Raw genomic sequence first — 25553 nt, 5'->3', positions numbered from 1 at the left:
GTCATCCGGCTCTGGCGAACATCATGGCCACAGTTCGTGCCGTTCCTCGACTACGACCACGAGGTCCGCAAGGTCCTCTACACCACCAACATCATCGAGTCCCTCAACGCCCGGTTCCGGCAAGCCGCCCGCCGCCGCGGGCACTTCCCCACCGAGCAGGCCGCGATGAAGGTCCTCTACCTCGTCGTCCAACAGAAACGCAAGAGTGGGAGCATCACCGGCCGGGTCTACGGTTGGGCCAAGGCCCTCAACGCCCTGATCCTCGCCTACGGCGACCGGATCACCATCTAACAACCTCGATCACACCCAACGGCCAAACACGGAAAACGCCACACTCCCGATCTGTGAGGGTTGCTGTCAAGGGGCGGCTTGGATGATCCGCCAGATTTGGCGTGCTATGTAGCGTTTGAGGACGCGGGTGATCTCGCGTGGAGTGCGGCCTTCGGTGGTGCGGCGAGTGATGTAGTCCTTGGTCGGTTGGTGGTATCGCTGGCGGGACTTGGCAATGGTGTGGATGGCGGAGTTGAGGGTCCGGTCGCCGCCGCGGTTAAGGCGGTGGCGGACGGTGCGGCCAGAGCTGGCGGGCACGGGGCTGACCCCGGCGAGGGCGGCGAAGGCGGCTTCGCTGCGGACGCGCCCGTGGTGCGACCAGGAGATGAGAGCGACCGCAGCCGTGACGGGGCCGATGCCGGGCTGCTTGAGCAGCGGCGGACACATGGCGGTGACCAGGTCGCGGATGTGGCGCAGGTTCGTGGCCAGCAGCCGGTCAAGGTCACGGATGTGGTTGGCCAGGGCGGTCATCTGGTCGCGGCGCAGGCGTGCGAGCGTGTCCGCGTCCTCGCCGGCGGTGAGGTCGGCGGCGAGGCGGACCTGCTGGTCGGGGTTTCGGCCGCGGAACTGGTCGCGTAACTCGTCGTCGGCGGTGAGGATCAGCGACTTGAACAGGTTGACCGTGGCGGTGCGGGTGTCGGTGTAGTGGCGGCGGCAGGCGTGCAGGATTCGTAGGGCTTCGCGGTCGCCGTCGGCGCGCGGCGTGGTGGTGTGGTCGGCGGCCAGGACGGCTCTGGCGGCGTGGACCGCGTCCAGGGAGTCGGACTTGCCGCCGCGCCGCCGGGCCGTCGCCGTGGGTTTGGGCGCCTCGAAGACGGTCTCGTTGGCGGTGCGAAGTGCGCGTAGCAGTCCGACTCCGTGCGAGCGTGCACTGTCCAGTGCCCAGGCGCGACGGCCGGAGCCGAGCCCATTGGTGTGCTCACCAGCCCAGGCCAGCAGGGAGGCGACACCGTCGGCTGTGGCCGTGACGGTGAGTTCGGCCAGGACTGACCCGACCGGCGAAACCACCGCCGCGGTGTGGGTGTCGGTGTGAGTGTCCACGCCGATGATCGCGTCGACGCGATCTGCGAGTCGTTCTGCCAGGACGGACGACACGGGGTCTCCTCTTCTTAGGCCGACATTCGGACAGCATCGGCCCGGGAGGCGACCACCCGGCGGCACATCTGTGATGAGTCACGCGACAAGCACGGACAGGCTTCTGATCAGGCCAGCAAGGCGGGCCGGGTCGGCGCCGGCGACCCACGAGGACAAGTCCGACGAATGGCACACCGTGGTGGCCAGATCTTGGTTGAGTCACTCGCAGATCACCGACGCCGGACCGTACCGGCACCAATCCCTCCCGGAACCGGCACACCTATAGAAGCGTCCGACTGGCTCAAAACTGCTCTACAGGATCAAGAACGGCCCGGCAGAGCCGGGCCGCGCGCACGCGCTACGGCCTACGGCCCCGCGCGCACGCCCACGAACGCCGAACCATCCAGTCCCGAGCCCGACCGAGGCCGTGAGATCCCTTTACCAACCACTCACGGCGAATGCTTCCGGGGGTCGACGTCGCATCTCTACGCGGTGCGCCACCGCCCAGGCACTTACCCGCTGCGACCGCCCGGACCAGATCGATTAATTGCCATGTGTTCTACCATCTGACGGCAACCGTGACGGCAACCCGGGCTGACAACCACCGACCCGCACATCCAGTAGTCACGGTCGGTGACCAGACCCGCTCAAGCCGCGCGCAGCAGAATACTGCGCCAGACGCGACCAAGTGACCGATTCGCACAGCATCATTCCGTCCGTGCTGACAGAATCGCCTCGCACTCTCTCTCGTATGCGTCCACCGCCCACTCCCGTCGTTCTAGATACGCCTCCCAAAAATCGATCTCCCTCCAAGCCTTAGGTCCGATTGTCAGCAGCCCGGACTCATCGAGCGAACACATCCAGTTTGGGGGAATTGCCGGCGATGTGACTTCAAATAGGCGTACATCGAACAGAGCTGGAGGCTCACCGTTGACGACCTCAATTCGAAAGTAGGAGGGCCGATCGGCAAGCAATGAGATCTCAAGCACCGCATACTCGCGTCCTACCGACAGGGCGTCGATCCCCTGGTGAGACACGCCCTCTAGCCGTCGGCCCGCATATTTAACCCGCACCGCTACCTCCCGTTCATCACAACTTTATAGTCGTAGTCATAGGCCGCATTTCCAGTTCTCGAATTGTAGTAATAATGGACTTGGAACTCCCCATAGGAACTCTGATGAGTCCTCGTCGTATATTTGCCCCAGTCCGCAATGTCGCTGCCATCGCGGGTGAGGTGAGCCCGGAGCTGCTGGTTTCCCAAGTCGCTACCACGGATGATGAGTCGGGACTCACCAATAGCTTGGCTCGTAAGGCCACCTCCCGGCGTGAACATGGAATTCGTCGATTCCGAACGGAGCTGATCTGCCAACTTCTGCCCGTCCGCTGAGCCGGAAACAGAGCAACCGTTGGTGTTGTGTACGAGTACCGGCGTGTTGCCGGCTACCACATAGTACGTGTGGGATTTTCAGCCTGTCACGTAGTGTGACCTATGCTTTTATGGGGTTTCACCTGGCCTTTCGTGCGTAGCACCGACTTGCCGCATCGAAATGTATCGGTGTTGACGGCGACGGTGACGGCAACCTGGGGAGACGTCCGTGCCCTTCTGGGGCCTGGGCATCGATGGTCGGCGTTATCCGAGGTAGGGGGTGTCGCGGTGTTGGGTGTGGTGGTGGAGGCGGAGTCGGACGGTGTCGTGGATGGGGATGTTGTCGAAGTCGGTGGGGTGGATGTAGCGGACGTCGGTGGATTCGTCGCTGACGGTCAGTGTGCCGCCGGTGGCTCGGGCACGGTAGGTGATGGTGAACTCCTGGCGGACTTCGCCGTCGGGGTAGGCGATGACGTGTGCGGGGTCGGTGTAGATGCCGAGGAGGCCGGTGATGGCGATGTCGAGGCCGGTTTCTTCTTTGACTTCGCGGATGGCGCATTGTTGGAGGGTTTCGCCGATGTTCATGGTGCCGCCGGGGAGGGACCAGTTGCCGGAGTCGGTGCGTCGTTGCAGCAGGACGCGGCCGTGTGGGTCGGTGATGATGGCGGCGGCGCCGGGGATGAGGCTGTTCGGGGTGGGGGCGTGGGGGTCGTGGTAGTGGTCGCGGCGGCCGGTCACGGGGTGTGCGTGGGGTAGGCGGTGGTGGTTTGCCAGATTTGTTCGAACTGGTCGGCGTGGGCGGCGAAGATGCCGTGCGGGGAGAGTTCGCGTAGGTGTAGGGCGGGGTGTTGGTAGCCGCGGGCGCGGTAGAGGTGTGGGGTGACGATCATCTGGTGGTCGAAGCGGAACACCGAGTTGTACAGGTGCACGGTGTGCAGGCCGATGTGGATGCCGGGCACTTGGTGGAGGGGTTCACAGAAGTTGAGGGCGTTGCGGATGCGGCCGGGGAGGGTGCCGCCGATCTGTTCGAGGTTGTCGCGTTCGGCGACGTGTGGGCAGTCGGGGTCGGCGAACGCGAGCCGAACCTGGGCGCCGTTGGTGGCTTTGTCGGTGATGAGTTGCATGGTGTGGGGGAGCAGTTCCAGGAGGAATGGGTAGGCGTAGCCGAGCAGGTCGATGCGGGTGGTGGCGCCGGTGAGTAGGGCGGCCCAGATGTGGTGGCCGATGTCGGCGCGGTGGGCGTAGGCGGCGACGACCTCGGCGGTGGCTTCCGCGCCGGGTGCCTGGTCGGGGCGGGTCTGTGGCCACAGGTCGGCTTCGGTTTCGCCGAGGGCGTCGGCGACGGCGAGGCGGGTGCGCTGGTGTGGGATCCGGCCGGTGAGCCACCGGGTGACGGTTTTGACGTCGACTCCGACGGCTTCGGCGAGGGCTGCGGGGTTGAGGTGGGCGCGGAGCATGGCCGCGCGGAGGCGGTGACTCATACCGTCCCACGGTAGTGGACACGGCGGGACGCACCAGGGTCGTGGAAGTGTCCAGCATGGTGCCGGTGGGGACGTTGGGGTGTCCCGGGGTTGGTTCGTAGGTTCGGCGGCAAGGGCCTCGCCGGTTCGCTTGCGGCACTTTCGCCGGGCTGGTGGGCGCCAGGGGGAAGGGGCTGCCGCCGGAGACGGGGAGCGGCCCGGTCGCGGGCTGCGTGGTGGTCTCTTCCCTCTTCCAACGATCCGGGAGGGTGGTGGGGTTGTTGTCGATGCATCAGCCGATTCGGCCGCAGTGGGTCTGCGCGGGATGCGGGGTGCCATGGCCGTGCCGGACCCGCAAGCGACAGCTCGTAGCGGAGTTCACCGGTGCCCGGGTGTCGCTGATACTGCACCTGTCGGCGTACCTGGTCCAAGCATGCGAAGACCTACCCCACACCCCATCAGGAGTACTCCACACACGGTTCCTCGCCTGGCAGCGCTCACCCGCACTACACAACGAGTAGCGGCACCCCAACCAAGACCATGGCGGGGTCAGGTCGGGGCACCGCTGGCCGGTGGGCCTCAGCTATCGGTGGGTGGGGTGTCGTCGTCCGGGTCGGTGTCGTCAGGGTGTAGGGCGCGGTTCATGGCTTCGATGTCGACCAAGATCCGACTGGCTCAAAACTGCTCTACAGAATCAAGACGGCCCGGCCTGTCGGCCGGGCCGCGCGCACGCGCTAAAGCCGTCCCGGCCCCGCGCGCACGCCGATCATCGACCAACGCGATCAGCGGTACGCCTGGGTTCGCCGACGAGGTTCCAGGACCGTTTTCATGGCTTCGGCCAGCCTTAGCACGACAGCCACCACAATCGGTCGACACTCATCGAAGTCACGGCTCCATTGACGGCAACCGTGACGGCAACCCGGGCCTACCTGAGCACCCTCCGACAATCAACAGCCACGGAACGTGGATCATCGCAACGAGCGCCATCTGACAAAATCGCGAGACGGCAGCGACATGCACCGTCACCGCCACCGAGGGTTTCTGTCGGGCCGGAAAGCACCGAAAAGGCCCTCATACTCACCCGTCTCATCAATATAAACGTAATCGGGATCTGAGCGCGAGACAGCAGCATGAAGACGGGCCAGGAGCACATTGGCAGGCACAACCTCAAGCGACAGGTAATTTGCAGCTTCCGACTGCCTTAGAGCAATTTCCGGAATCTGATCAACCAGATCACGCTGCAGGTAGGCAGCCGCGGTGGTCATGACTTTCAGATTGCCGCTACCAGAATAGTTCAGACAGTCACGCCAGTAGGGCAACCCAATGACAAGCTCTAGCGCCTCCCTTGAGGTATCGGCAATCAGGCCAGCCTGACCTTCAGAGCTGGCATACAGAACAGGACGTTCCTCGTCTGACCTACCACAACGAAAAAATGTTCCTCCGGTGAAGTCTCCTGCGATACGCTCCAGCGGCTGAGAAGACGACAACGCTGCGTCCGCCCCCTCGTCCCCACGGCTCGTATCAAACTCAAAGACGGTCGCCAGCAGCACAGATAGGCGTTCGTCTCGACGGACAACGCTCAAGAGATCGCTAGGTGAATGCACTCAGTCACAGTATCAGGACTTGCTTCGTGGACGGTCTTAGATCACTTTCATGATCACTGCCAGCATCCGAATAAGCGGAGTAGTAGCGAGCACGCATGCGATCGAAAGTATCGCCCGCCGCGCGCGCCCGCTTCTCTGATTAGAGCCTCCCAATGCCCCTATAGTAGGAAAGTAGCCCCTGGATCCCCTTGTTGTAATGACTCGGATCACCGTACTGCACTTCACCGATTCGACGAAGGTCCCAGATGTCTCTAGCAAGGACAGTCCGGAAGGGCAGACCAGCCTCTGCCGCCTTTGTCGTCCGCCCTCGGCCCTTGTATGTTCGCGTATGCGCGTGGTCTTCCGCTTTCATCACAATAGCGCCACCCTCCTTCCTCTCGAGGAATCCTAGCGCAGCCTGCGGCATATGATTTGCCTCAAGACCATCGCCTACCTTGCCTGGGCTGAGATCGCCATATGCTCCCGCATCGTTCTCCGCAACGGACTTGCCGCCGCAATTGTGTACGAGGACCGGGGTGTTGCCGGCGATCACATAGTACGTGTGGATGTTGGAGACGGTGAGGTTGTGGACGGTGGCCTGCAGGACCTCCCAGCGGTCGATCGCCGTGATCTGCACGTACGTGCCGGAGCTGGTCCGCAGCCACTGGCCGGAACGTAGGTCGGTGGCGTCGATCCACTCACCCAGCTCCGGCACCCAGAACGGGTGGCCATCGGTCGCGGTGATCTCGGCGGTCTCCGAACCTTGGTCGCCATCGGTGTCGATGGTGACCTTCACCAGCTTCTTGACGCCGTCACCCTTGATGGCCGCGGTGACCGTCTCGGCCACGGTCTCGCCCGTCTCCGGGTCAGTGACCAGGACCTCGTCACCCGGCTGCACATCCTCCACCGGCTTGGTGGAGCCGTCTGCCATCAGAACCCTGGTGCCAGGGACGAAGCTGTTGTCAGGAGTCTTGCAGGAGGCGCCGCTTGAGCCGCCATTGCCGCGCGCCGTCGCGCCGGAGTCCCCGCCGCCCTTGGAGTCACCCTTACCCGAGCCACCACCGGACTTGCCCGAGCCACCACCGGACTTGCCGGACTTGCCAGCGCCGCTGGAGGCCGCTGACGAACCCTTCGGGTTGGATTTCGCCTGGGCGTTCTTCTGGGCTGAGTTGCCGGTCTTCTTTGTGGCGTTGACCGCCTTATTACTCGTTGTTTGCGCCTTTTGAGCGGCTTTCTTCTTCGCAGCCTGGGCGGCCTTCTTCGCCTTCTCGATGGCCAACTTCTTGGCGTTGAGCGCCGCCGTCTCCGCCGCCTTGGCGGCGCGCAGCACCCCTTCAGCGACACGTTTCGCCGTACGCCATGCCTGAATCGCGGAGATCGTCCGGTTGACTGCCTTGATTACGCCCGGGATCTTGCCGAGCTTCGTCCACGGAATCGCCCCGACGATGAGGCTGCCGCACGCCCACATGTCACCGCCGAAGCAGTTCATGGCGTCATTGATGCCGATGAACTCCTTCAGCATGTACCAGGCCGAGTCGAGGATCACCGACATCAACGAACGGTTCATGTCGGACTGGGCCTGGGCGACCTGCGCCGCCGACAGGCCCGCGCCCGCGAGCGCCGCCGCCTTCTCCGAGGCGGTCAACGACACCGACAGACCCGTCGGGTCCGAATGGGTCACCGGGTTGTTGTGGGCGTACGCGTACCCGTTGGACTGCATCGGGTCCGCGATGTCCAGCACCGGGTCGGCGGAGAGGAACCGGCCCACCACCGGGTCGTAGAGCCGGGCGCCGAGCGGGGTGTAGCCAGAAGCGTCGTCCCGGTCCGCGCCGAGGAAGCCATCGCGGGTCTGCATATTGACGCCGAGCGGCGTGGTACCGCGCTGGTTACCGAACGGATCCTGCTTTCGGACCCGCACCGGCATCTCGCCCTGGAGGCCGACCTCGGCATACGGGCTGCCCTGATGGTCACCGGCGAGGGCGACGAGCGCCGTACTGCTGGTGGCGAGTTGCGCGTACCGCATCACCACACCACCCGGTGCCGGGTAGGAACGCTGGACGTTGACCTGCGCCCCGCCTCGCCGCACGGCCAGCACCGACTCGCCGAGCTGCAGCGTCGCGTGCTGGTCCTGAATGGTGAGCAGGCGGCTACCACCGGGCCCATAGAGGTGCCGGGTCTCGTCCTGCGCCTCCCACTGCTGCGCGGCGGAGTCCGCGTCGCAGGTCACGAGCACCAGCGGGGTGCGGTCGGCGGTGGCCCCGTCCTTCACCCCGAGGCACAGGCCAGAAGCGGGGTGCTTGAGCTGCCCGGTGGAGAGGCGCTCCAGGTGCTGATCGGTCGACCCGGAACACTCCTTCGTGGCGAAGGCTGACCCGGCCGTGTTGCCGGCGGGCTGGGCGCACCAGTCGTCGTACACGGACAGGGTGCCCAGGTTCGCGTCAGCCTGGCCGGGGACGGGAGCGAAGGTCCACTTCTGCGCGACCGTGTCATTGCACGGGTACAGCTGAACCGCCTCGCCCGGGACGGCCTTGCTCAAGTCGATGCACTTGTCGGCCAACCCGACGTAGGCGGTCTTGCCTCTGCTGCCCGCGCCGGTGATCCGCTCGACCTTGCCGTCGTAGGTCCAGGAGAGCACCTGCTGGTCGCCGTTCTCCACGGAGGTGACGACCTTGGTCTCGCCGGTCAGCTCATACAGCCGCTCGGCGACGGCGGTGACCTCCGCGCCGTCCGGGGTCACGTAGTCCTTGGTGACCTTGGTGAGGGTGCGCGGCTGCGTGCCGTCGGCCTTGCCGTAGTCGTAGCTGGTGGTGGCGTCCTTGTCGGTGTCGCCGGTGAGGTCCTTCTCCACCAGCTTCGTGCGGTTGCCGAGCAGGTCGTACTCGTACTCCTGCCAGTAGCCGGCGCCGTCGGTGCCGGCGGTCACGGTGTCGCCGGCCGGCTTGGCGACGCAGGACTCCTGGTCGGTCGCCGTCCACGCCGTGGTCAGCTGGCCGATCGGGTCGTACGTGAAGCACTGCCGCTCCTCGAGGCCGAGGGAGCGCTCGCGGATCGAGGTGACGTTGCCGGCCTCGTCGTACCCGTAGGAGCGGTGCGACACCAGGTTGGCGGCGACGATGCTCTGGTCACCCGTCTGCTCCCGGTGGACCTGCTGGTCGGTGAGGGCGCCGCTGGCGTCGTCGTAGGAGGCGGTGGTCCACACCCGGTAGGGCTGGGCACCGAGGGTGGAACGCAGCACCTGCCCGTACGGCGAGTAGACGGTTTCGGCGCCGTACCAGTCCTTGCCTGACACCGACAGGGGCAGCCCGTCCCTGGTGTAGCGGGTCAGCAGCTTCTCAGCCGGGAGGGTCCCGATGGCGGGCAGCATGGTCGACTCGGGCAGACCAGTGTCGGTGTACGTGTAGTCGTACCGGTAGGAGGTTTCCAGGCCCCAGGTGTCGGCGATGGAGTCGGGTAGCGTCAGGGTGGTGGAGGTGGGCTGGTAGTCGTCGGTGTATCCGCCGATCGCCTGGGTGTACGCCAGTCCGTCGGTGTAGCGGGTGGCGGTCGCCGGCAGCCCCTTGCCGCCCGGGGCACTGTCGTAGGTGTAGGCCGCCAGCAGGGTGCCGTCGCTGACGCCGAGCCGCTGCTCGATGGGGCGGTGCAGCTTGTCGTAGCTGTTCCAGACGGTGATGTTGCGGCCGTTGGTGACGCTCTCCTGCCGGTCGAACCGGTCGTATGTCACCTTGGTGGTGCCGGTGTTGGGGTCAACGGCGGTGACGAGTCGCCCGCGCTGGTCGTACGACCAGGTCCACGGGTGGGTTTCGTCGGCGGAGTTGGTGGCCTGCACCAGCTGCCCACGCTCGTCGTACTCGTACCGCATCGAGGTGAACTCGGTGTGGCCGCTGTCGGTGAAGGTGTCCAGCCGGGTGGTCCGGCCCATGGCGTCACTGAAGATGCGGTAGGACGCGGCACCCGCCGGGTTGACGACCGTCGAGTGGTCCTCGCCGTAGGTGTAGCTGGTGGCCCGCGCCGGCATCTCGACGCCGTCCAGGACCGGCAACTCCCGGGTGACCCGGCCGAGACCGTCGTAGGTGTAGCGGGTGACGTTGGGGACGGCCGTGTCGGCGAGCGGCGTGAAGAGCTGCCCGATGGGTGATCCGTCGGCGTGGTACGCGTTGCGGGTCTGCCACACCTCGCCGGAGTTGTTGTAGAGCGTGTCGGTGATCAGACGACCGCCGCCGGTGGCTTCCGTCTGGCTCTGCCGCTCCCGACCCAGTCCATCGTAGAGCGTGACCGAGGTTTCGATCCGGCCCTCGTGCCCCCGCGTGAAGGTGGTGATGTACGGCGGCTTGCCGTCTGGGATCGCGTACTCGACCCGGAAGTCCGGGACGGCCGCGGCGGAGGGGGTACGGCCGGGCGCCCACGCCTCGACGAGCCGGCCCAACGGGTCGTACCTCGCCTCGCTGACCAGACCGTTGACGTCGGTGGTCTTGAGGGAGACGGCCCGGCCCGGCTCCACCTCCCGGGTCTGCCGGTGGCCCAGCGCGTTCTCCTCGGAGACGGCGAAGGCCTGACCGGTGGCGGGGGTGTAGGTGATTGTGGACGTCTCGCCATCCACGTCGGTTCGGGTCACGACGCGGCCGATGGCGTCGAAGCCGGTGGTGCCGTCGGCCTGGAAGCCGGAGCCGTCGCCCTTCAGCGACCAGGTCTGGGTGGCGAGTCCGCGGGTGCCGTCGCCGAGACCGACGCCGTAGTCCGCGCCGTCGTAGGCCACCCGGCTGGCCGAGCTCAGCGTCGTCAGGTCGTCGAAGGTGGCGGCGGCACAGGTGGTCGGGCTGGAGCGGACCTGCTTGGTCAGCCCGATGAGGTTCTTGTCCAGCCGGTGGTGATACTCGAGGAAGGCGCACGACTCATCGCCAGCCTGCTCGGTGTCACCGAGGGATTCGACGTGCGTGGGCAGACCATGGGTCGTCTCGAAGGTGGTCTTCGTCTCGACGACCCGCTCGGTGCGGGTGTCGTCGCCGGTGCCGGAGGAGCGGGCATAGGCCACCTGCCGCGGCTCGGTGACCCGCCAGGCCTCCAGCGGGCTGAGGCCGTCGTCGCGGTCGCGGCTGGCGAGAAGCTGGGCGGCGGGGTACGTGACGCTGCGGGTCAGCCACTGCTCGTCGGTGTCCTCGGCGCTGGTGTAGGTCAGCTCCTCGGCGATTCGGCCCGCGAAGGGCTTGCGGTCCTTGGCGATTTCGGCGCCGGTGATGTCCCGCACCGAGACGGTGTCGCCGAGTCCCCGGAAGTAGCGGGTGACGGTCTTGGTCTGCGCGCTGCCGATGGCTGGTTCGTCGTCGCCGGTGCGGACGGCGACCTGCGCGAAGCCGGCGAACTGGGAGTACGTGCGGGTCGACTTCTTGGTGAACTCCCGCTCAGCGAGCCGCCAGGCCGGGGTCGCGTAGTCGTAGCGGGTGATGGTGGCGACGGAGGCGCCGTCGATCGCGGGCAGCTCCTCGATGCTGTCGACGACGTACTTGTGGAACCAGTCGATGTCCTCGGCTTCCGGGTCCGGATGCCAGTACGACGGATAGCAGAGCCGGGTGTTGGCCTTCAGCTCGGCGGTGTCGTCCTTGCCGGGCAGGTTGGTGCCGGTGGCGCAGTCCCCGGTGGGCTCCTTGTAGCTGACGACCGTCTCGCCGCCGTACTCGTTGATGACCCGGGCGATGCGCAGTCGGGAGAAGCCGGGGCGGTGGTCCTGCTTGACCCGGTTCGGCATGTCCTCAACGTTGTGCTCGAAGCGCACCGGGTTGAGGGTGACCTTCTCGTCGGAGGTGCCGTTGCGGGCATACCCGGTACGGGTGATCGACTCCAACCACAGCGCGGTGTTCGGCCCGGTCAGCAGGATCGGGAAGGACTGCGTGAGCTGGTACTCGTCCACCGCCCGCAGCGTGGTGTCGCCACTGCGCCGCTGGGCCGAGGTGGTGATCTTGTCGAGTCGTTTGCGGGTGAAGAAGGCCGGCCCCGCGTTCCAGCACTTCTCGCCCCCGGCGCACCGCAGGTTGGCCGGGGTGTCGTACCAGATCCGGTAGTGCCCGGGGTTGGAGCTGGTGAAGTTCTCCTCGCTACAGGTCAACTCCCCCTCGTCGAAGCAGCGCTCGGCGACGGTGAATCCGACCCGGGCCAGGGGTGCTGCGCTGAAGAGGGTGTCCCGACGTTGCCCGTAGTCGATGCGGGAGAGGTAGCCGCCGCGGTCGTACTTGACCGGCTGCTTGAAGTTGAAGTTCCGGGCGTAGTAGTTGGTCTCCTTGCCCCACCACAGGGACATCGCGTTGCCGTTGATGTCCTCGACGTAGTCGAGACCCCATCGCCAGGCCTGGGTGCAGAAGGAGCCGGCCCAGTTGCCCGCCTTGTAGCAGGGCTCGCCGGCGTGGTTGCCGTAGACCGGCACGGTGAGGACCGAGTTCGTCACCGGGTCATCGGCGTCCGAGCCGTTGTTGGACCATCCGGGAAGTCGGTGCAGGCCGAAGTGGTAGCGGGTGCCGTCCCGGGTGGTGACGATCCAGTACTCGCCGTCCGCGTCCCCGTTGGCCCGGCCGGTGTCCGTGCGCAGCTCCACCGTGGAGCCATCGCCGTTGGCGGTGAACCAGCGCTGCTTGTCCTCGTCCCAGACCAGCTCCGTGGTCATGCCTCCGAGCGACAGCGTCGCGTTCGGCGAGCCCCAGCAGAGGTCGGCGGTCCGGTGCTTGGAGTTGTTCGACCCCGGCTTCTTCGAGTCCTGTCGGCAGTTGGCGTAGCTGCGGGTGATCGCCCCCGCGTTGTAGTCCCAGCCGTCGCCGATCCAGGAGGCCTGGTTGTTCGTGGCGGAGGTACGGCCGTCCACCGACTGCGAGGAGTAGGAGAGGTTCACCTTCGGCATCAGGCCGCCGGCGGTCTCCGGCACCTGCACCTGGTACCCGTAGGTGAACGCGCCGGAGGACGCGCCCGCCGCCCAGGATCCCGAGGAGAGCAGGGGCGTCGCGGTGAAGTCACCGGCGGTGGAGGCACCGGTGTCCAGCACACCCACCACACTCGAGCTCGTCGAGGGGGCGCTCGTCGCGACGGCGGCGCCCTCGGCAGCGGCTGCGATGTCGGCAGCGGCGCCCTCGGCAGTGGTGTCGGCACTCTCGGCGGCGGTGTCGGCACTCTCGGCGGCGTCGGCACTCTCGGCGGCGGCGTCGACACCGAGCAGTGAGGCGACGGGGACCGTGCCGGTGACCACGCGCCGGCTCGGCTCGTCCTCGGCTGCGGAGTTGTTGGTGGGCGCCTCGTCGGCCGGCACCAGCTCGACCTCACTCGGCACGGCCTGCGCAACGGCCTGGCCGGTCAGGTCAGTCGGGGCGGCGGTCCGCGCCTGCACGCCGCCGCCAGAGCCGCCATTGGTCGCACAGTCCCCGCTGTCCGGGTCCTCGTAGACGCAGTCCGGCAGCAGCACGACTCCGAAGCGGTCGGCCGCCTGCGGGCCGTACAGGTCGGCGAAGGGTGTGTAGTCAACGCTGAGCGCGACCTCGGCGGCCGGGTCCGCGGTCTCCGGCGGGGTGAGCTTCATGATCAGGCCCGCGACCCCCGCGTCCTGCGACGCCTCGGGCGCGGCCAGGTCCACCGCCCACGTGCCGGCGAGGTCGGCTGGGTCGCCTTCCTCCGGCACGCCGAGGGCGATCGGAAGGTCATCCACGGGCCGGCTGTCGCCCGCCCCGAGACCGGTCAGGTCCACCACGCCGCTGTCCTGCTGCCAGGGGTCAACCGCCTGCGGCTCGTACGGGTCGATCGGCACCTCGGGGGCGGTGGTCAGGTCCGTCTCGGCGCCCTCGTCCCGGCCGACCCGCTCGATCTCCGGCAGGTCGGGCAGCTCGACCTGCTCTCGAGTCATGCCCGGCCCGGGTACCGCGAACGCGACGGCGGGCAGGCTGGTCACCGCCAGGGTTGCCGTGAGCGCCAAGACGAAGGCCCGGCGGATCGGCCCCACCAGGCGGCCCAACTCTGTCGGCGTCCGCCGGCCGGACGGCCGCCGGAACAACAAACCGGTACCACGCATACCCGTCGACTCCCGCGAGGACGAAAGAGAAGGCACGGAATAGACCGCGCAGAACACGCGCCAGGCGTGACACGTGCGTGTGCACTCTGCGGCATAGGTCCGCCCAGCTCAAGGCGGCAGTCATGCCGAAATCCAATGTGAGTGATCTAGGCCACGGGACGCTCCTGAGACAAAGCCAAGAAAGATCAAATAACCAACCCAAGAGCATGAATTAGGCCAAGCTCCACACACAGCACGGACAAATTCTTCATAAAGGTCGAATACTCTGACCCCGCCTTCGAGCGGCCACACTGGGTCACAGATCCATAACGTTCACGGATCACGCCACTCGCTCATTTCCGTGCGATCGTGTGCCCGCGTTCTGCCCCCGACCCACGGACGGGGCTGCTTGCCGCGCCTTTCTGTCCGCCTGGCCCCCACGGGAGGGGATCGCCGTGACCGCGCCTCGCCTGCTCAGTCCCTTCGTGCGTACACGCACCCGGCTGACCCTCACCCTCGGTCTCCTGCTGACCGCCGTCGTCGCGGCCCTACTGTCGTGGTGGCCGGGGACCGACGAACCCCAGGAGGGGGTCGCCAGCAACGCGGCCGTCCCGCTCAAGGACGAGGCCGCCGCGATGGCGCAAGCACTCCGCACCGGCGAGGAGGTGCTGGTCGAGACCGCCACCACCGCCACCTCACAGACGTGGGCACTGCCCGACGGGCAACTCCGCTCCGCCTTTCACGCCACGCCACAGCGGACAAAGAACGCCGCCGGCCGGTGGTCGCCAATCAACACCACGCTGACCCGTACCGAGGCGACTCCGGACGGCCTCGACATCCGTCCGGTCAACGCCCCCTCCCCCGTCCGCTTCTCCGCGGGCACCAGCGCAGCCGGCAGATCCGGTGGCTCTGGCGGATCCGGTGGCTCTGGCGGCTCTGGCGGCTCTGGCGGCTCTGGCGGCTCTGGCGGCTCCGGCGGATCCGGTGGGGGCCAGGCGCAGGCTGATGACAGCGAAACCGTCCTGGCCGAAGCGGAGGTGGACGGCCACACCGTCGCCTTCACCTGGCCCGGACACCTGCCGGAACCGGTCCTCGACGGCCCGCGGGCGCTCTACCCCGATGTCCTACCCGGCGTTGACCTGCTCGTCGTCGCCCGCGACGTGGGCGGATTCGGCCAGTTGCTGGTCGTCAAGAACCGCGCGGCCGAGACAATCGAGGCCGCCAGCGCGGTGACCTACGGACTCACGTCAGAGACCGCGCGCTTCCACCACGACGCCGTCACCGGGGGAATCCAGATCCTGGACCAGACCGGCCAAGAGGTCGGCTCGATCCCCACCCCGTTCGCCTGGGACTCCGCTGGCCAGGAGAGCCCGGATGCCGAGATCCGCACCGCGGTGGGCACCCCCGCCGACGTACTGAACCTCAGCGGTCTCAGCGGCAACGAGCCCGGTGCCCGGAACGCCCAGCTCCCCACCCGGGTGGACGGCGACGGCACCGGCGCGCTCCGCCTGCACCTGGATGCCGCTGCCACCGGGCTCCTGACCGATCCGGAGACGCTCTTCCCCGTCTTCCTGGACCCGACCCTCAACAGCGGTGTGGTCGACTGGGCGACCGTCTACTCGCAGCACCCCACCACCAACACCTGGAACGGCACCAACTTCAACAAGGGAACGACCGTTGCGCGGGTGGGATACGAAAAGTCCACTCCGCTCCGAACCCGCTCGTTCTGGCGGATGGGCTTCAGCAGCTCCCTGCGGGGCGCGACGGTCAGCTCGGCGACCTTCAAGGTGTACAACGAGCACTCCTGGAGCTGCACCAACCGGCAGATGCAGCTGTGGCTCGTCGGCGCGATCTCCTCCGGCACCACCTGGAAGGCCCAGCCCAGCTATATGACCCTGCAGCAGAAGCTGTCGTTCGCCCACGGCTACAGCGGCTGCAGTGGGGACTACGTGCGCTTCAACGTGAAGAATGCGGCCCAGCAGGGGGCCGACAACGGGTGGTCGAACATCAATCTGGGCATGCGGGCCACCAGTGAGTCCGACACCCTGACCTGGCGCAAGTTCACGGCGAAGTCCGCGACGCTGTCGGTTACGTACAACCGCACGCCCAACATCCCGACCAGCCTCACCACCTCTCCGGGGGGCGCATGCGCCCCCGGCGGGGTCAGGGTAGCCAAGACCGACCTCACTCTGTCGGCGACCGCCTCCGACCCCGACGGCAACCTGAAGGGCCTGCGCTTCCGTTTCTTGAAGAGCGGTTCCCCCTGGCCCACCGGCATCCTGGTCACCACCACCAGCGCCGGCAAGGCCAGCCTGACGATCCCCAGCAGCACCCTGGTTGACGGGGGCGTCTACCTGTGGAACGTCCGGGCCGAGGACACCTCCGACGCGCGCTCCAGCTGGAACCCGCCCGTCACTCCCTGCAAGCTCATCGTCGATGCCTCGGCTCCACCGGCGCCCGATGTCAGCAGCGACGTCTTCCTGGAAGGCACCCCCGACGGTGCCACCTGGGCGACCGTGAAGTTCGGGGAGACCGGGCCGATCACCTTCACCGCCGCGGATGCGGCAAGATTCAGCTACGCCTTTGAGGCGATCGACACCAGGTACGTGAACGCCACCAACGGCACCGCGACCGTGCCGGATCTGAAACCCCGGCACGCCGGCCCCACCACCCTGCACGTCTACGCCTACGACGATGTCGGCAACAAGAGCGCCCGGACGGACTACTACTTCTACGTACCGCCCCGCGACACCGCCGACAGTCCCGGAGACACCGGTGGCGATGGGATCCCCGACCTACTCCTCATCGACTCCACCGGCAACCTCCGGAACTACGCGGGTGACGTGGACGGCGAGCTGTACGCCTGGCAGGCCGCCTCCTACACCGGACCAGGAACGCTCAACCCGCCTGGCCACTGGTACGACCCGGAAACCGGCGAGGCCGCGCTGATCACCAAACACTCCGACGTGTACCCCGGCGACGGCTCCACGGACCTGTTCGCCCGAACCCCGGACGGCGGCTTCTGGCTCTACCCCGGCGACGGGTACGGCACCTTCAACGTCGATGACCGACTCCGCGTCGTATTGCCGCCCAACGCCCCTGACCCCGCTACCTGGACCCAGATCAAGGCGCTCGGCGACGTCACCGGCGATGGGCGACCCGATCTGGTCCTGCGGGCCGGGACGGCGTTCTGGACGCTGAGCGGCTACACCGGCGCCAGCTTCCAGGAAGCCATCCTGATGAACGAGAACGCTTGGGCAGGCCGGGAAATCGTCAACGTCGCGGACATCGACCTGGACAACACACCGGATCTGCTCTGGCGCAACCTGGTCAACGGCAACATGTACGTCCGCCACGGGAAGCCAGGCGCAGTAGCCGGCAGCGTCGACCTGGATTCGATCAAACTCGCTGCGAACTCCCAGAATGGTGACGTCCGCTACGGCATCAACTGGACCGAAACCAACGTCAACGCGGTAATCGGTATCCCTGACGTGAACGGGGACCGTGTCCCGGACATGTGGGCCCGATTGGGGGGGGACGGCATGATGCGGATCTACCACCCGTCCACCACCGACACCAACGCCCCAGTGAAAATCGTACTGGGGGATAACTGGAACAGCGTCAAGGCCTTCGGCTGAACGCGTCGCGCGGGCCCGGCAGTAGCTGACCAGGCCCGCGCGACCCCAGCCCAACCGCCGCGCCGTTCCCACCCACGCGCGGTGCCGGGGTAGCCCAGGGGCAGATCGACCGCTATCTTCGCTGCATGGATCGGCAGGCGACCTCGACGTTGCGGGCCCAACCGCAGACCCAGCTCCCGCGGCGGGTGGACGTCGCCGTCGTCGGCGCCGGACACAACGGGCTGGTGTCGGCGATCCTGCTGGCCCGAGCCGGGCTGGACGTGCTGGTGCTGGAGGCGGCCGACGTGGTCGGCGGCGCGGCCCGCACCGAGACACCGTTTCCCCGGGTGCCGGAACTGCGCCACTCCACCGGGTCATACCTGCTCGGGCTAATGCCCCCGGAGCTGCTCGCCCGGCTCGACGTCCGCATCCCGGTGCTGCGGCGCGACCCGCACTACTTTCTGCCCACCCCGGGCGGGCCCGGCTCGCCGTACCTGCTCTTCGGCCGTGACCCGAACGCGACCCGGCGACAGCTGGCCGAGTTCTTCTCCCCCGCCGACGTCGCCGCCGACGCCGCGCTCCACGCCGAACTGGCCGCGCTGCGCGCGGACCTGGCGCCGGCCTGGCTGGCCGAGCCGCTGCCGGTCGAGGAGACCGCCGAACGGTACGTCCGGCCGGCGCTACGCCAGATCTTCGTCGACCTGGTCCGCGGCTCGGTCGTCGACTACCTGGCCCGCTTCGACTTCCACTCCGAGCTGCTGGTCAGCATGTACGCGGTGACCGACGGCCTCTCCGGGGTCAACGCCGGGCCGGACGACCCCGGCACCGGGCACAACTTCCTGGTTCACAACATGTGCCGGCTTCCCGGCGCCGACGGCACCTGGATGATCGCCAAGGGGGGCATGGGTACCGTCTCCCGGACCTTCGCCGACGCCGCGCGCGCCGCCGGCGCCACCATCCACACCCGTACGCCGGTCAGCGCGATCACCCTGCACGGGGGTGCCGCCTCCGGTGTCCGGCTCGCCGACGGGCAGAGCGTTGCCGCGTCCGTGGTGCTGGGGGCCTGCGACCCGTACCGGCTGATGGAGCTGCTCCCCGACGGTGCGCTCCCGGTGTCGCTGACCGACCGGATGGCGGCGGTCCGCCGCCCCGGCACCACGCTCAAGCTCAACCTGGCGCTGACCGGCTTGCCGCGCTTCTCCTGCCTACCGGAAGGCGCCCCCAGCCCGTTCGGGTCCACCATCCACCTGCTGCCCGGCTCCGCCCCCGGCGACACCCGGGACACGCCGCTGGCGGGGCTGCGCGCGATGTGGGCCGATGTGCGGGCCGGGCGGCTGCCCCAGGAGCCGACGATCGAGTGGTACCTGCACACCACCGTCGACCCGACGCTCTCCGACGCCGCCGGGCACCACTCGTCGGCGCTCTTCGTGCAGTCGGTGCCGTACGCGTTGGCGGACCGCACCTGGGCAGAGGCGCTACCCGGGTACGTGGCGCGGCTGGTGGCGATCTGCGAGCGGTACGCCCCGGGCACCGGGGCCCTGATCGCCGACGCCGTACCGCTGGCCCCACCCGGCATCGAGGCGCACTTCGGCATCACCGGTGGGCACATCCACCACGTGGACAACACGGTGTCGTTCACCGACCGGATGCCGTACGCCACCGGGATCGACGGCGTGTACGCGGGCAGCGCCGGCTGTCACCCGGCCGGCAGTGTCATCGGCGCGTCCGGCCACAACGCCGCCCGGCGCATCCTCACCGACCTCGGGCGGTGAGGATGCGCCGGATGAAACAGCCGCCGCGCAGCCGGAGCTACGCGGGGCCGGTGCTCTTCATCGAACGGGCCGCGGCGTGGGGCCGAACGGGGCTCAGGTCGTCGTCGTCTCGACGACCGGGGCGGGGGTCTGCTCGTCGGCGCGCTCGGCACGGATCTTGTGGCCGACGCTGGTCAGGCACCTTCCGCTGGCCAGGTCGAAGCGCCAGCCGTGCAGCTGGCAGGTGAGCTGGTCGTCCGCCACGATGCCGAACCGGCTCAGGTCCGCCTTGAGGTGCGGGCAACGCCGCTGCACCACCCAGTCGCCGAGGGTGATGTCCTCCGCGTCGACCGCCCGCTCGTGCTCGTCGTACCAGCCCTCGGCGTACTGCAACCGCTCCTGGGAGAGGCACTTGAAGAAGGCGTAGACGAACTCGTTGTACTGGCCGATCCGCGCCGCGGAGAACCGGCAGGACAGAAAGAGCGAGTTGACCCAGTCGACCTCGCCGATGTGCAGCAGGTGCTCGATCAGCGCCCGCTCGGTGCGGAACCGGTAGCGCACCTTCTCGTCGGCGTACGGGCGGACCTGCTTGCCGGGGAAGTCCACCACGATGGACTCGACGGTCTCCGTACCCGCGTCGTCAACATCGACCAGGTCGAAGCGGACCGGGCCGCCGACCCCCTTGGCCAGATAGATCGACTCGTTCAGCAACGGCTCGATGCGGCGCTGCATCTCCCCCAGGACATCCACCTCCGGGTGCCGCCAGGACGCCTTCTCCGCCGCGATGATCGGCTGCTTGCGTTCCCGCATCTCTTCGAGGTGGGCGACCTTGTTGGCGAAGAACTCCGCCACCGGCACCGGGTGGGTGGTCTGGCAGCCGTCGGCGGTGACCTCGGCGACGCTGCCCGGCAGCAGCACCACCCCGTTGGTGCCGCCGACCTTGGCGTACTCGTCCAGGAACACCGACTGGTCGGGGAAGATGTTGCCCTCGTCGCCGTGGATGTCGTTGAACTGCCACAGCGTGTCGTCGAGGAAGCACGGCGGGCCGGCGATCGGGAAGACGTGGTCGGCCTTCAGGTCGTCGATGTAGCGCCAGGTCCGGTCGAACTGCCGGTCCCGCTTCTGCTTGCCGAACGCGGTCTTGGCGGCGTTCGGCAGCTCGTAGACCATGGGATACCAGATCGCCCCAGAAAACTGGAGCATGTGTGCGTGCACGTGGCCCAGCTCGGTGAAGACGCTGAGGTCGGTGGGGCGGGCGTCGTTCTGGTTGAGCAACCGGACCCCGTCGTGCTCCACCCAGAGCGACGAGTCCCCGATCGGTCCGTCGGTCGGGCTGGTCAGCGCCTGGATCATGACCTTCAGGCCGCCACCCAGGTCGACGACCTCCTCGTTCGGCGCCTTCAGGAACTGGGTGAACCCCAGCTCCCGAAGCTCGTCCTCCATCTCCGAGGTCGGGAAGGCGGGCAGCAGCACGGTGGCCCGCTTCGACACGTACCGCTTGAGGTGCGCCGCGTCGAAGTGGTCCCGGTGCAGGTGCGAGACGTAGAGGTAGTCAACGTCGCCCAGCGCCGCCCAGTCGAGTTGGGAGTTGTCGGGGAACGGAAACCACGAGGCGAAGTACGCCGGGTTGACCCACGGGTCGCACAGGATGCTCCCCGCGGGAGTGTCGATCCGCATGCTGGCGTGCCCGGTACCGGTCACTCGCACCGCAGTTCTCCCTTTAGCAGACATAACAAGGTTCACGTCAGAACCTACCGGAGCCGCTCTCGCCACCATGCCGCGACGCCGGTAGTGCCGTCCATGGGCGACAACACCTCTCGTACCGGCCGGCGTGGGATCCCGGCGTCGCAACGACTCCGGCCCGGGAGATGGTCGGACCCAGCGCCGGGGCCGGTAGGAGGCGTGCCAGACTTGACCGCAGATCAGCTCACGAGGGAAGGACCGACAGTGGCAGGAAGCGAGCCGGTTACGTCTCCGGACCAACACAAGCCCGGGCACCGCAGGTCCGGACGGATCGGCGCGGTGGTCGTCGCGCTGTCGCTGCTGGCAATGATCTGCGGTAACCACGAGGGCAGGGTCGAGGACCTCTGGCTGATCGGCCTCGCCGTTCTGCTGCTGGCGATCGTCGTCGGCGACATCGTGCTCCGGCGCAGCGGGCTTCGCCCGTAGCCCGCACCGTACGCCGTAGCGCTGTGGCCCGCTCCCTGAGTCAGGGAGCGGGCCACAGCGCTATTCCGGGGTCAACCCGGCGTGTCGTTCCGGGGGGTCAACCCGGTGTTGTTCCGAGGTCAACGACCAAGCAGGACGTCCTGCACATTCTGCAGGGCGGCGTCAACCTCCTCCTCGAAGTAGCCGCCCTGGACCAGGCCGAAACGGAGCGTGCCCAGGTCGCGCGGGTTCACCGGCATCGGATTCCGCCCCTGCATCCCGCCGAGCAGGCTGTCGAAGAAGCGGTCGACCTGGTCCGGGTCGTACCCGCTGCCGAAGCGACGAACCTGGAAGCTGCGGCGGATCTGGTCGACCCGGTAGAGGTCGCTGCCCGGCGGGCCGGCCATGGGCGGTCCTCCCATCGGCGGGCCGGCAGGCCCGGGCGGAGCCGCCATCGACGGCCCGGGGGGCGCGGGCGGGTTGCCGAAGCCGGGCTGCGGCGGAGGCGGCCCGGGGGGCGCAGGGGGCGCGGGTGGGCTGGGGACGGCCGGCGGGCCGCCGAAGCCGGGCTGCGGTGGGGGCGGAGCGCCCATCTCCCGCCCTCGCTCCGGCATCCGCATCTCGGTCGTCATGTCGGGACGCCCATGCCGACCCGCCTCGAAGCCGTCAAACCGCGGCTCGTCGGGGCCGTAGCCGCCCGTGGCCGGGCCCCGCGGCTGGCCACCGGGACCGTACGGGGCGGCCGGAGGGCGGGGCGGTTCGTAGCCGCCGCGGGGGGCGTCGTAGCCGCCGGAGTAGGAGCCGGTGGTGTCGTCGTACCGGCCGTACGGGCCCCCGGGCTGCGCCGGCATGAACCGGGGTGGCATCGGCTGTTGCTCCGGGGCGATGCCCCGCTCGTCGTGTCTCGGTGGACCCATCCGCTCCGGCGGGCCGAACTGGTCGGGCGGACCCATCCGATCCGGCGGACCCATCCGATCCGGCGGACCCATCCGATCCGGCGGGCCCATCCGCTCGGGCGGGTGCGGGTCGGCCGCCGGGGCCGAGAGGCCGCCCTGCTCCTCCAAGTCGGCAAGCTGCCGTTCGACCCGGTCGAGGTGAAGATCGACTTGCCACTCGTCATAGCCGTTGAATCGGACCCGGAAGACGACGTCGTGAACTTCCTGCGCGGACACGGGCGCGCCCACCGGCTGCCCGTCCAGCGTGGCCTCGACCCGGTCGAGGAAGACATCCACCTCGTCAACCTTGTATCCCCGGCGCAGCGACTTACGCCGGAAACGCTGACCCTGACTCGCCACTATGTCTCCTGGTCTCATTCGCTCCGCCGGGTTTCCCCGGCCCCCACGCTCTCATTGCCCCTCGGCCGCAGCGAGCTGACCACACGCTCCGTCGATCTCACGCCCCCGGGTGTCCCGCACTGTCGTGGAGACCCCGGCGGCGCGCAACCGCCGGACAAACTCCCGCTCGACCGGCTTCGGGCTCGCATCCCAGCGGCTACCCGGAGTGGGGTTGAGCGGGATCAGGTTCACATGGGCCAACCGGCCGGCCAGCAGCCGCCCAAGCAGGTCGGCTCGCCACGGCTGGTCGTTCACGTCCTTGATCATTGCGTATTCGATCGACACGCGACGTCCCGTGCGGTCCGCGTACTCCCAGGCCGCCTCCAGCACCTCGGACACCTTCCAGCGCTGGTTGACGGGCACAAGTTCGTCGCGCAGCTCATCATCGGGCGCATGCAGCGACAACGCAAGGGTCACGGAGAGGTCTTCGCTGGCCAGTCGACGGATGGCAGGGACCAGACCCACCGTGGAAACGGTGATGTGCCGCTGGGACAGCCCGAGTCCTTCCGGCGAGGGCGCCACCAGCCGGCGAATCGCCGCCAGCACCCGGTTGTAGTTGGCCAGTGGCTCCCCCATCCCCATGAACACCACGCGAGACAGCCGCGGTGGGGAGCCGGCGACCGCACCGGAGGCGGCCACGCCGGCCAGATAGACCGCCTGGTCGACGATCTCGGCGGTGGAGAGGTTGCGGGTCAGGCCCGCCTGGCCGGTCGCGCAGAAGGGGCAGGCCATCCCGCACCCCGCCTGGCTGGAGAGACAGACCGTCACCCGGTCCGGATAGCCCATCAGCACGCTCTCGACCAGCGAGCCGTCGTGCAGGCGCCAGAGCGCCTTGTGGGTGGCCCCGTCGTCACACGCCAGCTCCCGCACCGGCGTCAACAGGGTGGGCAGCAACTGGTCGGCCAGCTTCTCCCGCGTGGCCGACGGCAGGTCAGTCATCTGCTCCGGATCACGGACCAAGCGGCCGAAGTAGTGGGTCGACACCTGCCGAGCCCGGAACCGCGGCTCGCCCAGCTCTGCGACCAGAGCCTGGCGACCGGCGAGATCGAGGTCGGCGAGGTGCCGCGGGGGCATCGCCGCGCGGCGGGCGGAGGCGTCGGGGTTGACCGGGGTCAAGGGCAGGCTCGTCATGACCCATCCAGTCTGTCACGCCGGGACCGGAACGCACCGCTGTGGATCCGCCAGCCTCGCCCCGACCCGGCCGACAACACTGATGGCGGCGGGGCGTGCCCGGCGGGGGGCACCGGGTTGCCCACGACTCAGCCCGTCACCGGAGCGAAGAGCGCCAGCAACAGGTACGCCGTCGGGAGGGCGAAGAGAACCGAGTCGAGCCGGTCCATCAGGCCACCGTGCCCCGGCAGCAGGTTACTCATGTCCTTCACCCCGAGGTCTCGTTTGATCATGGACTCGGCCAGGTCGCCCAGGACGGCCGCGGCCGAGACAGCCACCCCGAAGAGCGCTCCCCACCAGGGCGCCACATCGAAGAGCAGCCAGATCAGCAGGGCACCACCGAGGGCTGCCGCGCCGAGCGAACCCGCCAGCCCCTCCCAGGACTTCTTCGGGCTGATCGTCGGCGCCATCGGATGCCGACCGAAGTTCGCTCCGGCCGCATACCCACCGGTGTCGGAGAGCACCACCGCGGCCATTGTCACCAACACCCGCAGCGCCCCGTCCTCCGCCGCCGCCATCAGCGCGGCAAAACCACCGAGAAACGGTACGTAGACAGCGATCAGGGTGGACGCGAGGGCATCCCGGCGGAACCCGGCCAGCCCGTCACCCAGTCGCCACACCAGGGCGCCGAGCACCGTGACGACCAAGCCGAGGGTCAACGCATCGGGCCCGGCGAACCAGGCCAACCCGGAGACCAGCACGCTCCCCGCGGCCAGCGGGACCAGCGGCGGGTGGACACCCGCGCGACTGACCGCTCGGGTCATCTCCCAACAACCGACCGCCAGCGCCCCCGCGACGACCACCACAAACGCAAACGGGTAGAGAAAGAGGGGCACGAGAATGAGGGCACCGAGACCGACCCCCACTCCGATGGCCGCCGGCAGGTTACGGCCGGCCTTGCCGGACGACCGCTGTCGGGCAGCGGCGCCGGTGGCACGGCGCCGTCCCGGCCGACGCCGCCCCCGCGGTGGGGGCTGCGCGGCCGGATCGTCGTCGTCGGGGACCGGCTGAAGCTGGGCCGTGGGGTGCTCGGAGCCGACCGGGGTGTCCCGGATCGGAGCCTGTTGGGCGGTCGGGTAGTCCCGGTCGTCGGCGGGGGCGTGGTGGCCGCTACTCGGGAACCGGTCGGGCCCGCCCGCCGGCTCCGCCGGCGACCGGCCATGCCGGCCGGCACCGCGGTCGTAACCGGGGGCTTCCCGGCGCCGAACCATCGCGGCGGCGTCGCGAGTCACCGCACCGGGATCCGCCTGCGGAATACCCCGGGATTCGGCGGGTCGGTCCGGGGAGACGGCGAACCCGCGGCTCCGCACCTCCGGCTCGAGCTCCCGGTCGGGCCACGGCGCGGCGGAGGCCGGCCGTTCCCAACCGTGCGGTTCGGCGCTGCCGTATGGGTCAACGGGGGACATCACGCACCGGGAGGGGAGACGAAACCGACGACCAGACGCACAACCACAACCATGTCCCCTACCCGAATGATGTTCCCTCTGGTTGACCGACGGGTCGGCCGGTCGATCCCCGCCATTCACCGCCGGGTGCCCGAGAATCGAGCCGAGCCTACTGCACTCGCCACCCCGGCATCCGAAACCGCCTCCACCACCCCGAGCAGTCACCGAGACGGCCGGTGCGGTGCCGAGCCGCGACAGAAGGGCGGCACCGGCGGCCCCGAAGGGGCGTGGTCGCCGGTGCCGCGTCAGCAGTCGGGCAGC

Annotated in this window: 14 protein-coding genes; 5 read left to right on the top strand and 9 right to left on the bottom strand. The window is 68.3% G+C overall.

The window, feature by feature from the left end:
• On the top strand, window positions 1-291 hold a 291-nt coding region (locus K228_RS0112320; protein ID WP_025618713.1), incomplete at its 5' end, for a transposase.
• Between the two features lie 66 nt (window positions 292-357).
• Here K228_RS0112320 and K228_RS27050 read toward each other — a convergent pair.
• From K228_RS27050 to K228_RS0112305, 3 genes are all read right to left on the bottom strand, one after another.
• Complete coding sequence (locus tag K228_RS27050) at window positions 358-1425, bottom strand: IS110 family RNA-guided transposase (protein WP_029723526.1); 1068 nt, start codon at window positions 1423-1425, stop codon at window positions 358-360.
• Window positions 1426-3034: 1609 nt separating this feature from the next.
• Window positions 3035-3508, bottom strand: coding sequence for an NUDIX domain-containing protein (locus tag K228_RS0112310; RefSeq protein WP_025618711.1), 474 nt, complete (start codon window positions 3506-3508; stop codon window positions 3035-3037).
• Window positions 3505-4227, bottom strand: coding sequence for a transcriptional regulator (locus K228_RS0112305; RefSeq protein WP_025618710.1), 723 nt, complete (start codon window positions 4225-4227; stop codon window positions 3505-3507). Before K228_RS0112305 ends, K228_RS0112310 begins: the two co-directional genes overlap by 4 nt.
• A gap of 290 nt (window positions 4228-4517) precedes the next feature.
• Here K228_RS0112305 and K228_RS29505 point away from each other — a divergent pair, with 290 nt between their 5' ends.
• A complete protein-coding gene (locus tag K228_RS29505) occupies window positions 4518-4751 on the top strand; it encodes a flavin reductase (RefSeq protein WP_245603460.1) in 234 nt (77 codons plus the stop codon).
• Between the two features lie 501 nt (window positions 4752-5252).
• Here the strand turns inward: K228_RS29505 and K228_RS27040 are convergent.
• Together K228_RS27040 and K228_RS0112300 are read right to left on the bottom strand one after the other, a co-directional pair.
• On the bottom strand, window positions 5253-5780 hold the full coding sequence (locus tag K228_RS27040; protein ID WP_245603459.1) for a hypothetical protein: 528 nt from the start codon (window positions 5778-5780) through the stop codon (window positions 5253-5255).
• 193 nt (window positions 5781-5973) lie between these two features.
• Window positions 5974-13848, bottom strand: a complete 7875-nt coding sequence (locus K228_RS0112300; protein WP_025618709.1) for a polymorphic toxin-type HINT domain-containing protein — start codon at window positions 13846-13848, stop codon at window positions 5974-5976.
• A gap of 434 nt (window positions 13849-14282) precedes the next feature.
• On the opposite strand from K228_RS0112300, the gene K228_RS0112295 reads away from it, so the two are divergent.
• Window positions 14283-17465 (top strand): DNRLRE domain-containing protein, encoded by a 3183-nt coding sequence (locus K228_RS0112295; RefSeq protein WP_025618708.1) that lies wholly within the window; start codon window positions 14283-14285, stop codon window positions 17463-17465.
• A 125-nt stretch (window positions 17466-17590) separates the two neighbouring features.
• The gene (locus tag K228_RS0112290; protein WP_025618707.1) at window positions 17591-19216 is read left to right on the top strand and encodes a phytoene desaturase family protein; all 1626 of its coding nucleotides are present in this window, start codon (window positions 17591-17593) and stop codon (window positions 19214-19216) included.
• A gap of 93 nt (window positions 19217-19309) precedes the next feature.
• On the opposite strand, the gene K228_RS0112285 is transcribed toward K228_RS0112290, so the two are convergent.
• Window positions 19310-20902, bottom strand: a complete 1593-nt coding sequence (locus K228_RS0112285; RefSeq protein WP_025618706.1) for a Rieske 2Fe-2S domain-containing protein — start codon at window positions 20900-20902, stop codon at window positions 19310-19312.
• A gap of 195 nt (window positions 20903-21097) precedes the next feature.
• On the opposite strand from K228_RS0112285, the gene K228_RS27030 reads away from it, so the two are divergent.
• Complete coding sequence (locus K228_RS27030; protein ID WP_025618705.1) at window positions 21098-21364, top strand: DUF2631 domain-containing protein; 267 nt, start codon at window positions 21098-21100, stop codon at window positions 21362-21364.
• Window positions 21365-21483: 119 nt separating this feature from the next.
• Here the strand turns inward: K228_RS27030 and K228_RS0112275 are convergent, their stop codons facing one another.
• The 3 genes from K228_RS0112275 to K228_RS0112265 all read right to left on the bottom strand — a co-directional run bounded on the left by K228_RS0112275 (window position 21484) and on the right by K228_RS0112265 (window position 25253).
• Window positions 21484-22638 carry a DivIVA domain-containing protein gene (locus K228_RS0112275; RefSeq protein ID WP_025618704.1) on the bottom strand — a complete coding sequence of 385 codons (1155 nt, stop codon included), beginning with the start codon at window positions 22636-22638 and terminating at the stop codon, window positions 21484-21486.
• Window positions 22639-22689: 51 nt separating this feature from the next.
• Window positions 22690-23808 (bottom strand): dual-specificity RNA methyltransferase RlmN, encoded by a 1119-nt coding sequence (rlmN, locus tag K228_RS0112270; RefSeq protein ID WP_025618703.1) that lies wholly within the window; start codon window positions 23806-23808, stop codon window positions 22690-22692.
• Between the two features lie 128 nt (window positions 23809-23936).
• Complete coding sequence (locus K228_RS0112265) at window positions 23937-25253, bottom strand: phosphatidate cytidylyltransferase (RefSeq protein WP_025618702.1); 1317 nt, start codon at window positions 25251-25253, stop codon at window positions 23937-23939.
• Window positions 25254-25553: the final 300 nt, after the last annotated feature.

The organism is Salinispora cortesiana, from assembly GCF_000484695.1.
Lineage (GTDB): Bacteria > Actinomycetota > Actinomycetes > Mycobacteriales > Micromonosporaceae > Micromonospora > Micromonospora cortesiana.
The sequence above is the reverse complement of the archived record's forward strand: the minus strand, read 5'-3'. Positions and strand labels throughout refer to the sequence as shown.